The following is a 14,297-nucleotide window of genomic DNA, read 5'->3' on the forward strand; positions in this document are numbered from 1 at the left end:
ACAAAAGCAATTTCTTCATTCCACTCGTTATGGTATATTTTAATTGTTAAATAATTATTGGAGTGGAGTACAATGATGAAACAATTACCTACAGAATCAAAAAAATTTGATTTAAAGAATTGGTGTATTGAAAATAAAGCCTATCTTCTATTGATCATTTTAATTTATCAAGTGGCAGTTTTATCCATCGGCATTATCAATTTCCCTTACTTAGATGATAATGCTCGCCAAGTCGCTGGAATGACAGATTTTGGTACGACTTACGCACGTTGGGGCAGTGAATTTCTCTCATGGTTTGTTCAAGGAAGTCGTCATTTGACAGATCTGGGCTTGACCACACCGATTCTAACAGGTCTTATCTTATCTCTCACAAGCATACTGGCTATTTATATCATCAATGACCAAAAAATTAGCTGGGGTTCCTCTTTAGTAGCTACTTTAATTGGCCTCAATCCTTGGTTCCTTCAATGTCTTAGTTTCAGGTTTGATAGTCCCTATATGGCATTGAGTATTTTTTGTTCGTTTCTTCCTTTTTATTGGTGGCAGCGTAATTCTTTTACGTTTTTCTTGGTTTCTGTCTTTTCACTGTTTGTTATGTTTAATACTTACCAAGCCTCGTCAGGAATTTATATAGTTATCGTCTTATTCCTTACTTTCAAGCAGTTACTTGCTGGAGAAAATTTCATTGCTCTTTGTAAAAAAGTCGCACTTGCTGCTATCGCTTATCTACTTTCTATAGTCAGCTACCTTATCGAGTTAAAATTTGTACCTTCCGCAACAAACAACATTGGGGGCAGTCAGGCCTTACCAAGTTTGCACGATATTCCCAGTGTGGCTTATCAAAATAGTTACCATTATTTTTCAGAGCTATTGAATCAAAGTAATCGTTTATGGCTTTTATTACTGCTCCTGCTGCTTGTTTTATTTTTTATTAGTCATCTATCAAATAGCAAAATCAACTTAGGCCTAAGTTTCCTTTATTGTATCTTGTATTTAGGACTTGCTTCTCTCTTAAGTTTTGGTATTTTTATTGTCTATTCAAGAAATATCGCTGGTGATGCGCCTCGCTATATTTACGGATTTGCTGTTTTTGTTACAATCAGCATGTTAAGTTTATTTAACAATCGACAAGTGAAAGCAATTTATCTAACTTCGTTACTTGTGGCCAGCTTGTTATCTTATTATATTTTATCGTTTGTTTTGGTGTATTCTTCCACATTAAACTATCAAAAAGAAGCATTCAATCGCCAAGCAGCTGTTTTAACAGATGATTTAAAAAATGTTGTAACAAACGAACGAAAAAAAGTTTATTTAAATACGTTTTTCAAAAATTCAACTGTTTATGCTAATACAAGTCGAAACTACCCAATTCTTTCAAAAATCGTGCCACCAAATGACGGTCTATATTTCCCTAATTACGTTTGGTTCAATACTTCATCGAATTTAGGAGTAGAGATGGCACCACTGACCGATACGGATATGTCTAAAAATCAAAAAGTAGTAAGTAATCACTTTTATGACATTTATACAAACAACAAAGAAATATTTGTGTTTATGAAATAATTTGTTTCATCCAAAAACACTTCTTTTGCAATAAACGTGACTGTATGGTTTGATTAAGATGGATTAAGTATTCTTTTCGGTAAAGCTAGTACTTCCTGAAACTTGCTTATTTCCCACTTTTCTTATGAAGTAACAAAATTTTTGAGAAAAAACAGCTCGTTTTCTATGTTATGATAGAGAAGTGAAAATCACCAGAAAGGTTGTTGCGGACTATGAGAACTCATCAGAAAAAATTATTTTTATTTTCAATGATTTTATGGTTAGTTGAATTTTTAATTACACGGATTTCTGATTCTTTTCCAGGAGCAACGCCATTGTTCGTTGTGATTTGCTTGATTCAAGGAATCCTTTTTACTTATTTCTGTCTTGCTTTTTTCTATTATCCGCAATAATCAGTCAAGAAAAGCAATTAGAGCAGATTCAGCAAATTTCTGAAACCGAAAAAATGGCACGTCCTCGTTTTTAGGACGTGCCATTTTTTAAAGCATTATTTGTGTAAAAGCCGTTCGTATCGCCTGTTGAACTTTTTGAACAGCAGCGATTTGATGGCCTTTTGCTTCAGTCAATTCTTTTTCAATATATTCAGGATAGTAGGTTGCCAAATAACCCAAGACCCAGATAGTTGGATCTGAAATAACCGTCTCTGCTAATGGATACAAATAGGCAAGATGCAACCGAATTTCTTCTTCCAAATGCTGCAGCATAATTGGATCATCATTTTCTAAACGATTCCTAAGTTCAGTACAAATTTCGGAATAGATCGGCGTATTTAACGGTCCATTTTTTCCTTCTAGTAAGACTGTCTGAGGCTGATTGTCATACCAAAGAAAAGTCAGTGGCTCTGAAAATTGCAACAGTGCTAATTCTTCAATGAACCATTCCCGAGCAAAATAACTAAGTGCTTGGTTCATAACTAAATCTTTTGCGACTTCCACAAATACTGGTTTAGGCAAATATAAACTGGTTTTAATGTTCGCTAATTGTTGATAAACGGGCAATTGATCGCTTACTAACAAGTTCCTTTTAATTGCTTGAATTTGCTGCGTTTCTAATTGTTGATACGCCTCTTCCACTTGCATTAATTGCTGTTCTAACGTTTTTTGTTGTGCTAGCGTTATTTTTTTAGTTTGAAGTAATTGCTTCAATAAAATATACCCTTCAATAAAGCGACGACTTTGACTATAAATTTGCATATAAATTGCCGCTGTTTCAAGGTTCTCAAAATAAGTCTCTTGGAACGCTTCTGCCAATGCTAGTGCTTCGTCAGCTTCACCCATTTCCAACAATAATTGGACAATTTTTTGGTTTACTGGCGGCGTTTGTTGTAGCTGATAGGCTTGTTGAAAATTTTCTAAAGCGGCGATCTGATTATGTTCTACAAGTGCTTCTTCTCCTTGTGCAATAAAACGTTCATAGTTTTTTGGAAATTCATGAATGGTACTCATATCTAACCTCCTTTATTTCTTATTTAAAGCAGATGAGCCTGGGACAAAAATCACTTTGGATTTTTGCTCCAGGCTCAAAACCTGATAACCGGCGGGAACAGAACCAACACTACGCGTTGCTCGGAGCTAAACGGTTCTGTCCCGACCTCGATTTTAACTATTCAAACGGACTTTTTTAGTAAAGATTACGAATAATAATTGCCGTTTCTAGGTCGCCCTCAGCGTTCAACTTCTCCGCCTTTTCTTCTAAACTATACCCAGCAAAACTTTCGTTTGTTAAAACATCTGCTACTGTAAATTTAGCAACTTTTTCAATACTGACCGCATCTGGGGCTACTTCTTGCACGCTATCCCATCCTGTATCAATAAAGATCTTTGTATCTTCTGTAATCGCTTCGTTTGCTTCTAACGCCTGCATAATTTCCTTTAACTGTGCATACGTCATAACCTCAACTTGATTTTCCATTTAAACGCCTCACTTTGCCATTCCTTTTTAAGGATTGGGTTTTAATTTTAGACTTTTTCTTTAATTGTTTTTAATGCGTGATATAAGGCATATTTCATTGGTTTGGCTTTCCATTGGAAATTGCCCATTAATTCTTCGACATGACCGCCAAAGGATTGTTTGAATTTAAGAACCCCATCACTTCCATCAAAGACACCGTCAACGCCATAAAAATTATATTTGGGAATGTTATTTTCTACTGTGTAAGTTAACATTTTATGTTGAATTAAATACGGTGCATAGTATTGTTTATATTTTTCATACGTACCACTAAACAAGTAAACCACTTCTTGTGGATGAACAATGAATAAGGCGCCTGCTAAAATTTCAGGTTCATCTGATGTTTTCATTTCTTTAGCCTCGTCAATCCGTTTGCGCACGGTACGAACTTCATCTTCAAATTCACGTTTCTGGTTATTTTTTTTACGGCTTTTAGGATTGGCAATTAACGCTTCATTGACTTCGTTGAGCGTCTCTTGTAATTTGCGTAATTTCTCATGAAGATTTTCTAAATAAGTAGCAAAGTTTAGTTCCGCCACCATAAATTTCGCTCGTTCGCCAAACTCTTCATAAACAGCTTGGTAATAAGCTAAATCCTTATCTTCAAAATTACGCCGTGCACTTGTTTCTTCCGTTAATTTCTTAAAGAGAGGTAGCTCTTCGTAACGAAGTTCTCGGGTTGTTACTCCATATTCCCATGTTTTCTTGATGTCATATTTAGCATCTTTTCCATAAGATTTCCAAAGCTCTTCTTCTGTTAATCCAGCCATATCTTTGACAAACAGCCAACGTGGCGCGCCATCAAAATTGTGCACATCAAACCCTTGGTGTTCAAAACCAATTGATGTGAAATAGTCAAATGTTTCTTGATTGACCTTTTCAACTTCACCGCCATTAAAATCACGTAAACAAATTTGTTTATTTGGAGTAAAGGTTAAATAAAGGCCATCATTTTTTTTCACATATTTTTTTAAGCCTGTGAAAAAGGCTTCTACACATTTTTTATCTGTATAATCCATCAAAATTCCGCCGTCAATGTCGAAAGCATAACCAATTTTGACTTTTTTCTTGCTTAGGATACACGCAGCAATTAGTTGGCCTTCTCGTTTGACGCCAACGTATTCACAATGCCAGCCACGTCGTTCCAATAAATGTTTCATTTCGGGTGTTTCTAAAAAGTTACCTGCAGGATGTGTCATTGCAAAGGTAGTAAATTCTTGTTCAGTTAATGTACTAAACTGATCCATATCAAACAACTCACAATCTTTTTTTGTTAAATAAATTAGCACTTTTCAGCTTAACCTACTTTTTGCTTTCTTTCAAACAAAGTTACCTCACTGGCTAATTCTTATTTTTCGGTTCTTATTAATTATATCTAATTTTGCTAAAATGCAAACAGTTTTCAACGGAAAAAAAGAATTTCTTTGGAATCTTTCATTTTTGACTGAATATCTTTCTTTTATAAAAAATATCTGAGACAAAAATCTAAAGTGATTTTTGTCTCAGATATTAAAACTCATGAAAACCCGTTGAACATCTTTCTCTCAGGTTCTTGATTTACTCAACAGTTACACTTTTGGCTAAGTTCCTTGGTTTATCAACATCGTAGCCTCTTTGTAAGGTTGCATAGTACGCTAATAATTGGCCTGGAACAATGCTAACTAAGGCAGAAAGTAACGGATGAACATCTGGAATAATCAGTTGGTCCTGTGGTTTTGCCAAGGATTCCAAAGCAATCACAATATTTCTTGCTCCACGACTTTCGACTTCCTTTAAATTGCCTCTTGTATGGGCTGCGACTTTGGCATCTGTCACAATCCCAATCACAGGTGTTCCTTCTTCAATTAAGGCAATCGTTCCATGCTTCAATTCACCTGCCGCAAAGCCTTCTGCTTGAATGTAGGAAATTTCTTTCAACTTCAAGGCCGCTTCCATCGACACATAATAGTCGACTCCTCGCCCGATATAGAAGGCATTTCGAGTATACGTCAGATAATCTTCCACCAAGGCTTTCATTTGTTGTTTTTCATCAATCAAGGTTTCCATGACAGCTGCTACCACGCTCAATTCGTGAGCCACATCAAATGAGACGGCTGCTAATGTTTGGCGTTCTTCACCAATTGCTTTTGCTAAAATAGCTAAGACAGCGATTTGAGCAGTATAAGCTTTGGTGGAAGCGACAGCAATTTCTGGTCCTGCGTGTAATAACAAGGTATCGTCCGCTTCACGTGATAATGTTGAGCCAGCAACATTTGTTAATGTAAGTGATGGATGCCCTAATTCATTAACCTGTACCAGTACTTGGCGACTATCTGCCGTTTCACCACTTTGGCTTAAGAAAATGAAGAACGGTTTTTCAGATAAAATAGGCATGTTGTAGCCAAATTCGCTTGATAAATGAACTTCCACAGGTATACTGGCAATCGTTTCAATTAAAGATTTTCCGACCCAACCTGCATTATAACTTGTCCCACAAGCAATAATGTAAATTCGGTCACATTGATTAATTTTTTCCAGTAACGCCTCATCTAAAGTCACTTTTTCACCTTGAGTATACGCTTGAACAATTTTGCGCATCACTGCAGGTTGTTCATCAATTTCTTTGAGCATATAAAACGGATATGTTCCTTTTTCAATGTCATTTAAATCTAATTGCGCTTCAAAAGGTTCTCGGTTGATTACTTGTCCTTCTGGCGTTTCGATTACTACTTTGTCCGCTGTAACAGTTACAATTTCACCATCAACAATCTCAACAAATTGATTGGTTTCTTTAATCATCGCCATCGCGTCACTACAAATAACATTAAAGCCTTCACCTAGACCGATAAGTAACGGGCTTTTATTTTTCGCTACGTAGATAGTATTGGGGTCCATTTTATCCATTAATGCAAAAGCGTATGAACCTTTAATTTCGGCTAAAGCCGCTTTAAAAGCATCTTTTGTTGAAAAACCATTTTCAGCAAAATGTGCAATTAATTGAACGACGATTTCAGTATCTGTATCACCAATTAAGTGAGCACCACTTAAAAATTGTTCTTTTAATTCTTCAAAGTTTTCAATGACACCATTATGCACTAATGCAAAGCGTTGATCGCTTGAAACATGGGGATGTGCATTGGCGACAGTTGGTTCGCCATGAGTGGCCCAACGAGTATGACCAATACCAACTGTTCCATCGATTTCTGGCGTTAATTTTGCTGCTAAATCGGCAATGCCCCCAACTGCCTTAACTACATGGGGCTGTTGGCTTTGATCATTCACACAAATCCCAGCAGAATCATAACCTCTATATTCCAATTTTGTTAATCCTTGAATCAAACTTTCCGTGACATTTTCTTTTCCAATCATTCCGACAATTCCACACATAATGCTAATTCCTACTTTCCAATTGAAATTCTGTATTTACTAGGTCCTGTTTAACTAGCAAATCCCATTATATGTTTCTACCTACGTGATAACCGCTTTGTTCTAACTTCACAATTAGTTTTTCTTTGTTATCTGTAGAGTGCAGTCCCTAGAGCCACCCGCCGAATCTTCGATAAGCTCTCTCCTCGTCACCTGAACGTTCAGGTCTGGCGCTATCCTATATTGGTCTATATACCTCCTTTGTAAATATATTCCGTAGAAACATAAACAATCATACAATTAAAAGTAGGTACTTGTCAACAAAAATCTAAAAAAACGAAAATTGGTCTAGTTCTTTAAAGTTGTAAAAAAAGAATCTAGTACACTCATAGTAAGAGAAAGTACTAGATTCTTAATAATAAAAAAATATCCGTTCTATTTATAGAACCTTATCAATTTGTTATTTATTGGAATGGATTATAAAACCGGCCACCATTCACATGGAACAACCAGAAACTGATTCCTAATAAGCATAAGGCAAGTATCATTACCGAAAAATCACGCAGATGAAAAGGTTGTTGCGCATACCACGTTCGATTTTTCTTTTGACCAAAACGCCTTAATTCCATAGCGGTACTCACAGTTTCAATTCGATCTAAACTAGATAGGATTAAGGGTAAAACGATTTGTGCTACGCCTTTGATTCGTTGGCCTAACCGTCCCTTTTTAGACATCTCATAACCTCGCGCTTGTTGTGCTAAAGAAATATTAAAAAAATCTTCTTGGATATCGGGAATATAACGAATAGCCAGCGCTACTGCATAACTAATCCGATAACTCACACCAATTCGATTCAAGCTGGAGGCAAATTCACTAGGATTTGTTGTTAATAAAAAGATTAATGCCAACGGAATCGTACAGAAATATTTTAAAACTAAATTAAATTCATAAAATAATTCTTCTTGTGTCAAAGTAAACCGTCCGATTCCTTCCCAAATCACGGTACGTGACTGATATAAATCAACCCCATATTCAGGTGCAAAAAGGTAAACCGTTAAGATATTTAACAAAGAAAAAATAGCAATAAATTTAATAACAAAAGATATTTGATGCCATTTAATATTTGATAATTTTAACAAAACAAGCGAAACCACAGACATTCCTAACAGATAACGAGTATCATACGTGGTCATACAAGCCACAGAGACAACGATTAAAAAGACTAATTTGCTTGTGCCGTTTAAGCGATGAATCCAGGTTGAATCAGGATGATAGCCTAACATTTGTCGTTCACTCATCCAAAACGCACCTCACGATCGTAAGCAACAAATTTTTCCGTAAATAGCAAGGGATTTTCCAAGCCTAACGCTTTAGCAAAGGTAAACAAGCTCGTTTCTTTTAAAGAAGCTGCTTGAATTAATTTTTCATCTGTTAAGACAGCAACTGGAGTCGCATCTGCTAGTAAACGTCCATCACAAACTACTAACGCACGTGTTGTATATTCCAACATTAAGTGCATATCGTGAGTGATCATTAAAATAGTCACACCTAAGCGGTTCAATTCTTCTAAAAATGTCATCATTTCTGTATAATGTTTAAAATCTTGCCCAGCTGTTGGTTCATCTAAAATTAATAATTCAGGTTCTAAAACTAAGATTGATGCAATAGTTACCCGTTTTTTCTGCCCAAAACTCAACGCAGAAATCGGCCAGTTCCGGAAGGGATACAGCCCACAAATATGTAAAATATTCGTCACACGTTCCTCAATTTCTGCTTGTGGCACATCTCGTAAAACTAATCCTAAAGCTACTTCTTCAAAAATCATTTTTTTAGAAATCATTTGATTGGGATTTTGCATCACATAACCAATTTTATCTGCACGTTCTTTGATTGAATAATTGGAAAAATCCTGTCCTTCCCATAAAATCTTGCCTGATTGAGGCGTGATGAACCCGCAAATTATTTTAGAAAGTGTAGACTTCCCGGCACCATTTTTTCCTACAATGCTGATCATTTCTCCATGATGAATAGTTACTGAGAAGTCATCTAACACTTTTTCACCGTGACGATCATATTGATAGGACACTTGTTCCAAACGTAATAGTTCAGCTCCTTTGACTGCACTAACTGAACTAGGTTGGACAGACCACTGTGTCATTTTAGGCAAAACCGTTTCGCCTGATACTTCGGCTAATTTGTCTAAATGACTAACTTTTGTTAAATCAATCCCAGCATATTTCATGGCTGTAACGTACAAAGGTTCACGAATCCCTTGTTGGGTCAACGTATCTTGACGTAACAATTCATCTGGTGTTGTGTCAGAAATAATTGCGCCCTCATTCATGACAATAATTCGATCAACTGATTCGCAAAGAACGTCCTCTAAGCGATGTTCTATTATTAAAACAGTCGCTTTTGTTTCTTGTTGAATGGTGTCAATCAAAGTCATTGTTTCTTGTCCCGCTCGAGGGTCAAGATTAGCCAAAGGTTCATCAAAAAGTAAAATTTTTGATTGGTTAATTAGAACGCCCGCCATAGATACACGTTGTTTTTGACCACCTGACAAATCTTGTGGACGGTGTTGTAATAGCTGATTCAGCTCAACAATCTCAGACCATTTGTGGACCGCTTTTTTCATTTCTGCTTGTTCAACTGCATCGTTTTCTAAAGCAAAAGCAATATCCTCAGCAACCGTTAAGCCGATAAACTGCCCATCGGTATCTTGCAAAACAGTTCCTACATCAAAAGACAAATCAAATAGACTTGTTTCTTGGATATTTTTACCAGCAACCGTAGCTGTTCCTTGAATCTCACCTTCATAAATATTGGGAATTAACCCGTTGATACATTGCGCCAATGTTGATTTGCCACTACCACTAGGCCCAACGATTAAAACCTTTTCTCCTTCATAGATGGTTAATTGAATCCCCTTTAATGTTGGTTCAGATTGGCTATGATATTGAAAGGAAAAATTATTAAAAGTAATGATTGGTTTTTTCATTCGGCCTCACCTCAGTTTCTCCATAAAAGAAAGGGTCTGAGCATTAGCAAAGTAATTACTAGGGCAGACCCTTAACCATTTAAATTATTTCGACAGTTTCTTAATCTTTTGATAAACTGCCTTTCTTTGTTCTTGTTGATGCATAAGCTTTCATCAACAATGTTCCAATAATCCCCACAGCGACAATATTTGAAACAGTCGCGAATACTCCTTGTGTAAACACTTTACTTGCGGGTTCACTATAAATCAAAATATCCAAACTAGGCGCGATTAAGCCCCAAACGACGATATTACCAAAGGCTTGGAAAATATTGAAACGCACCATGTCATTTGTTGTAAATTCACCATGTTGAAGATCCATTTTACGACCAGCGAAGCCAAAAATAATACCAATAATTCCTGAACAAATAATCCAGCTCCACCAAGCGCTACCATACGTGGTAAAATCTTTTAATGTGTGACCAATCAAACCAATTAGCCCTCCAGCTACTGGTCCAAAAACAACTGACATTAAAGCAAGAAATGGATACGACGTTTCTAAGTTCGTATTAGGAATCCCAGTTGGAATTACAACGAATCGACCTAAAATAACAAAAACTGCAGAGCCAATTCCAATTGCTACAATTGTCTTGACGGACATTTTTTCTTTCATTTCGCTCCTCCATTCTATAACTCCATTGATTTACAGCCGCTCCCTTCTTGATTTTATCAAATAAAAAAAGAAGATACGCGGTGCATCTTACTTCTAAAATAGTACCCTTTTAACCGCTCTATGTCAATGATAGACGGAGCTTATTAGCTATTTTCTTTTTTTGATTTCCAACAAAGAAACCAGACACTTAACGCAAGCTAGCATTAAGTGTCTGGTTTCTAATTGGTTCTTATTCAACGCCGATTTCTGCACGTACTACTTCGGCAATTTTATCAACGTAATAATCAACTTTTTCTTGTGTTGGCGCTTCAGCCATCACACGTAACAATGGTTCTGTTCCAGAAGGACGAACTAAAATACGACCTTCGCCATTCATTTCTGCTTCTGCTTGTTCGACAACTGCTTTGATTGCCGGAACTTCCATTGCACCATTTTTATCTGTGACACGAATATTGACTAATTTTTGTGGATAAATCGTCACTTCATCCGCTAATTCAGATAATTTTTTGCCCGTTTGCTTCATAACATTCAACAATTGAATCCCTGAAAGCATGCCATCACCTGTTGTGTTGTAATCTAAAAAGATCATGTGACCAGATTGTTCGCCACCAAAATTGTAATCATTTTTACGCATTTCTTCTACAACATAGCGATCACCCACTTGCGTTACCACATCTTTTAAGCCAATTTCTTCTACAGCTTTATGGAAACCTAGATTACTCATCACCGTTGTAACGATTGTATCTTTTTTCAAACGTTTTTTCTCAGCTAAATACTTGGCACAAATATACATGATTTTATCACCATCGATAATTCGTCCTAATTCATCGACCGCAATAATTCTATCGCCGTCGCCATCGAAAGCCAAACCAGCATCCGCGTCTTTTTCAACAACCATTTCTGCCAAAGCTTCAGGATGAGTGGAACCCACACCATCATTGATATTCAATCCATTAGGACTTGTTCCCATTGTATAGAAATCTGTCTCTAAATCCGCGAAGACACGATTGACTGCTGTTGCAGTTGCTCCGTTGGCCGCATCTAAACAAACAGTCATATCTGCTAAATCGCCAGGAATACTTTGAACTAAAAATTGCGAATATTTTAGTAAGCCTTCTGGAAATTCATCTAATGAGCCTAAGCCTTCTGCAGAAGGTCTTGGTAAGGTGTCTTCTTCTGCGTCTAACAATGCTTCAATTTCTGCTTCCTGATCGTCTACTAATTTGAAGCCATCTGCCCCAAAAAACTTAATCCCATTGTCTTCCGCAGGATTATGTGAAGCTGAAATCATTACGCCAGCGGATGCTTTTTGTAAACGAGTAAGATATGCTACACCAGGTGTTGAAATCACCCCTAATTGGAAAACTTCAATTCCGACTGATAATAATCCAGCAATCAATGCTTGTTCCAACATCTCACCTGAAATACGTGTATCGCGGCCTACGAGAACACGAGGTTTTCTTGAACTATCTTCATGTTGACTCAACACATAACCACCGTAACGTCCTAATTTAAAAGCTAATTCAGGTGTTAACTCCTTATTTGCAATTCCTCTTACACCATCTGTTCCAAAATATTTACCCATTTTGATTCTCCTTAGTCACTTGATTCTCTGTATTTTCAGTTGAACCAGCAGTTGTACTTTCTACTGTTGATCCCTCACTTGTTGTTTCAGAAGTATTTGATTCTACTTGACTGGATGTACTTGGTTGTACTGCTTGGCTACCTGAGCCAACCGTTGTTGAACTTGCAGGTTCCCCTGAAGTTTCATTTGTATTTGATGACTGTTGTTGATTGTACACGGGGCTCAAAGAAACGTCAACCTCATCTGGTGTAACTACGTATTCTCCATCAACGGGAATAGTCACTGATTGTTTTGTTTCTTTGCGAATATCAGAAATGTCTACCGGTACCTCAATTGATTCTAGCGTATCTAAAATTGATTGCGGACCACTGACCCTAACTTGGTACGTTGATAAACTATAATTGTAATGAGCGATCCCAGCTGGTGGCGTACCTGTCATACTAACATTCAGTGGTACATCTTTTGTTGGCGCAGTTAAGCCTACTGTTACTTTGACTTGTGGTGCTGGATTTTCGATACTTAGGACTTGACCTTTGGCATCTAGCGCTTGGACATTTACCGTTTGTTTAATCGTATCAATTGTTTGTTTGGCACTTGAGACTGGCGCAATCACTTTGTCAATTGCTTTCGCTGTTTCTTCTCCAGTTGTTACTTCTACGGTTTTTGGATCTACAGAAATATTTTTTACTTTGTAGCCTTCTTTTTCAATGTTATCAGAAAGTTGTGCTTCTACATCGAATTTTTTTGTTACTCTCTTTTCAATCGTTACAGTCACTGTTTTCGGTTCAATTTCAGCTGTAACAGCTGAACTTAGTCCCCGCACTGTCAAGGGTACTTCCGAAGTCCCTAATGGCAATTTGGTTAAGTCTGCGACCACTTGGAAATTTCGTGTGTCAGCATTTGATTCCATGTTTAATTGAATGCGGTTCGCACTACGTAAATGAACATTTACACTCTCTTCAAATCCAGAGACATAATATTTGTCTTTATCGTATTGGACTTGGACCGGAATATTATTCAATGTCTCACTATACGTTTGGCTTGAACCTGAATTGGAGGGATTATTGCCTGTTGCATTGGCATTAAAAAATAACAACAATGCAAACAGCAATGAAAGCAAACCATTAAACCAGCTTTTTTGGGAGGCTTTTCTCATTTGCGTTTAACCCCCTTTGTTACATCATCGATAAAATGCTGCAAAGCACTTTTTTTATCTTCCGATGATTCCGAAATTAACTCCTTACGCAAAATTGTTAAATACTCTTCTTGCGTTAGTCCAGGAATTAATTCATTGTTCAACGTCAAACTAACGTCACCAGTTTCTTCAGAAACAACAATCGTAATGGCGTCACTGACTTCACTGATACCGACTGCGGCTCTATGGCGCGTTCCAAATTCTTTTGGAATTAAATTGCTTTCTGATAGCGGTAAATACGCACTAGCAACAGCAATTTTTTCATTTTTGATAATCACTGCACCATCATGTAGTGGTGTATTTGGAATGAAAATATTAATCAGTAATTCACCAGTAATATCAGCATCCAAATCAATACCTGTCTCAATGTATTCATCTAAACCAGTATTGCGTTCAATGGTTATCAAAGCACCAATTTTCCGTTTTGACATGTACTGAATGGCTTTGTCAAAGGCCTGAATAATACGCTCATCTTCTTGTTGCGCACCTTTATTCGGGCGGAAAAACGAACTTCTCCCTAGATGTTCCAGCCCTCTTCGCACTTCTGGTTGAAAAATAACAACCGCGGCGATTACACCATACATGATGACTTGATTCATTAACCAAGATAATGTATGTAGACCAATTATCTCACTTAGAATGCGGATAATGATAAAAACAGCGACACCTTTTAATAGTTGGACTGCTTTTGTTCCACGAACAAGCATGATTAATTTGTAAACGAGGTACCATACGACTAGGATATCTATGATATTGATAACAAAATCCTTAGATAAGAAATCCGTTGAGATGACTTGCTGCCAATAATTCAAATCTAATAATTGATTCAATTGAAACGACATCATACCCCTCACTTCTCTCTCAAGATTTCCTAACAAGTATACCACATTATTTTCTTTCATCACAGAACGCAAGCGGAAACATCAAAAAAATTTAGGAACTTTTTCAAATAACTTGAAATTTTCATCAAAAAATCGCATTTCTAACTAAAAAACGTGTCTAAGCA

12 protein-coding genes are annotated in these 14,297 nt (G+C 36.8%); 2 read left to right on the plus strand and 10 right to left on the minus strand.

Annotation, left to right across the window (positions count from 1 at the left end; translation table 11 throughout):
• The first annotated feature begins 72 nt into the window (after window positions 1-72).
• Both IGL48_RS09050 and IGL48_RS09055 read left to right on the plus strand, forming a co-directional pair.
• Window positions 73-1,563, plus strand: coding sequence for a glucosyltransferase domain-containing protein (locus tag IGL48_RS09050; RefSeq protein ID WP_002385810.1), 1,491 nt, complete (start codon window positions 73-75; stop codon window positions 1,561-1,563).
• Window positions 1,564-1,775: 212 nt separating this feature from the next.
• Window positions 1,776-1,955, plus strand: a complete 180-nt coding sequence (locus IGL48_RS09055; RefSeq protein WP_002384325.1) for a hypothetical protein — start codon at window positions 1,776-1,778, stop codon at window positions 1,953-1,955.
• Window positions 1,956-2,042: 87 nt separating this feature from the next.
• Here the strand turns inward: IGL48_RS09055 and IGL48_RS09060 are convergent, their stop codons facing one another.
• The 10 genes from IGL48_RS09060 to cdaA form a co-directional block, all read right to left on the minus strand.
• A complete protein-coding gene (locus tag IGL48_RS09060; protein ID WP_002384324.1) occupies window positions 2,043-3,008 on the minus strand; it encodes a hypothetical protein in 966 nt (321 codons plus the stop codon).
• A 175-nt stretch (window positions 3,009-3,183) separates the two neighbouring features.
• Window positions 3,184-3,474, minus strand: a complete 291-nt coding sequence (locus IGL48_RS09065) for a hypothetical protein (RefSeq protein WP_002384323.1) — start codon at window positions 3,472-3,474, stop codon at window positions 3,184-3,186.
• Between the two features lie 47 nt (window positions 3,475-3,521).
• Window positions 3,522-4,760 (minus strand): aminoacyltransferase, encoded by a 1,239-nt coding sequence (locus tag IGL48_RS09070; RefSeq protein ID WP_002362084.1) that lies wholly within the window; start codon window positions 4,758-4,760, stop codon window positions 3,522-3,524.
• 310 nt (window positions 4,761-5,070) lie between these two features.
• Window positions 5,071-6,879 carry a glutamine--fructose-6-phosphate transaminase (isomerizing) gene (gene glmS / locus IGL48_RS09075; RefSeq protein ID WP_002356940.1) on the minus strand — a complete coding sequence of 603 codons (1,809 nt, stop codon included), beginning with the start codon at window positions 6,877-6,879 and terminating at the stop codon, window positions 5,071-5,073.
• Between the two features lie 443 nt (window positions 6,880-7,322).
• On the minus strand, window positions 7,323-8,156 hold the full coding sequence (locus tag IGL48_RS09080; RefSeq protein WP_002356939.1) for an energy-coupling factor transporter transmembrane component T family protein: 834 nt from the start codon (window positions 8,154-8,156) through the stop codon (window positions 7,323-7,325).
• Window positions 8,153-9,859, minus strand: coding sequence for an ABC transporter ATP-binding protein (locus IGL48_RS09085; RefSeq protein WP_010824793.1), 1,707 nt, complete (start codon window positions 9,857-9,859; stop codon window positions 8,153-8,155). Before IGL48_RS09085 ends, IGL48_RS09080 begins: the two co-directional genes overlap by 4 nt.
• A gap of 100 nt (window positions 9,860-9,959) precedes the next feature.
• Complete coding sequence (locus tag IGL48_RS09090) at window positions 9,960-10,511, minus strand: ECF-type riboflavin transporter substrate-binding protein (protein WP_002356937.1); 552 nt, start codon at window positions 10,509-10,511, stop codon at window positions 9,960-9,962.
• A 229-nt stretch (window positions 10,512-10,740) separates the two neighbouring features.
• Window positions 10,741-12,096 (minus strand): phosphoglucosamine mutase, encoded by a 1,356-nt coding sequence (gene glmM / locus IGL48_RS09095; protein ID WP_282852575.1) that lies wholly within the window; start codon window positions 12,094-12,096, stop codon window positions 10,741-10,743.
• On the minus strand, window positions 12,089-13,252 hold the full coding sequence (locus IGL48_RS09100) for a CdaR family protein (RefSeq protein WP_002377002.1): 1,164 nt from the start codon (window positions 13,250-13,252) through the stop codon (window positions 12,089-12,091). Before IGL48_RS09100 ends, glmM begins: the two co-directional genes overlap by 8 nt.
• Window positions 13,249-14,133 carry a diadenylate cyclase CdaA gene (cdaA, locus tag IGL48_RS09105; protein ID WP_002389035.1) on the minus strand — a complete coding sequence of 295 codons (885 nt, stop codon included), beginning with the start codon at window positions 14,131-14,133 and terminating at the stop codon, window positions 13,249-13,251. Before cdaA ends, IGL48_RS09100 begins: the two co-directional genes overlap by 4 nt.
• Window positions 14,134-14,297 lie beyond the last annotated feature (164 nt).

The organism is Enterococcus sp. DIV1090 (assembly GCF_050537975.1).
In the GTDB taxonomy this organism is placed as follows: domain Bacteria; phylum Bacillota; class Bacilli; order Lactobacillales; family Enterococcaceae; genus Enterococcus; species Enterococcus faecalis.

Bases quoted from the DNA above. Each gene is read 5' to 3' on its own strand.
- IGL48_RS09070 (WP_002362084.1), bottom strand. From the start codon at position 4,760: ATGGATCAGTTTAGTACATTAACTGAACAAGAATTTACTACCTTTGCA.
- IGL48_RS09055 (WP_002384325.1), top strand. From the start codon at position 1,776: ATGAGAACTCATCAGAAAAAATTATTTTTATTTTCAATGATTTTATGG.
- cdaA (WP_002389035.1), bottom strand. From the start codon at position 14,133: ATGTCGTTTCAATTGAATCAATTATTAGATTTGAATTATTGGCAGCAA.
- IGL48_RS09090 (WP_002356937.1), bottom strand. From the start codon at position 10,511: ATGAAAGAAAAAATGTCCGTCAAGACAATTGTAGCAATTGGAATTGGC.
- IGL48_RS09050 (WP_002385810.1), top strand. From the start codon at position 73: ATGATGAAACAATTACCTACAGAATCAAAAAAATTTGATTTAAAGAAT.
- IGL48_RS09060 (WP_002384324.1), bottom strand. From the start codon at position 3,008: ATGAGTACCATTCATGAATTTCCAAAAAACTATGAACGTTTTATTGCA.
- IGL48_RS09100 (WP_002377002.1), bottom strand. From the start codon at position 13,252: ATGAGAAAAGCCTCCCAAAAAAGCTGGTTTAATGGTTTGCTTTCATTG.
- IGL48_RS09065 (WP_002384323.1), bottom strand. From the start codon at position 3,474: ATGGAAAATCAAGTTGAGGTTATGACGTATGCACAGTTAAAGGAAATT.
- glmS (WP_002356940.1), bottom strand. From the start codon at position 6,879: ATGTGTGGAATTGTCGGAATGATTGGAAAAGAAAATGTCACGGAAAGT.
- IGL48_RS09085 (WP_010824793.1), bottom strand. From the start codon at position 9,859: ATGAAAAAACCAATCATTACTTTTAATAATTTTTCCTTTCAATATCAT.
- IGL48_RS09080 (WP_002356939.1), bottom strand. From the start codon at position 8,156: ATGAGTGAACGACAAATGTTAGGCTATCATCCTGATTCAACCTGGATT.
- glmM (WP_282852575.1), bottom strand. From the start codon at position 12,096: ATGGGTAAATATTTTGGAACAGATGGTGTAAGAGGAATTGCAAATAAG.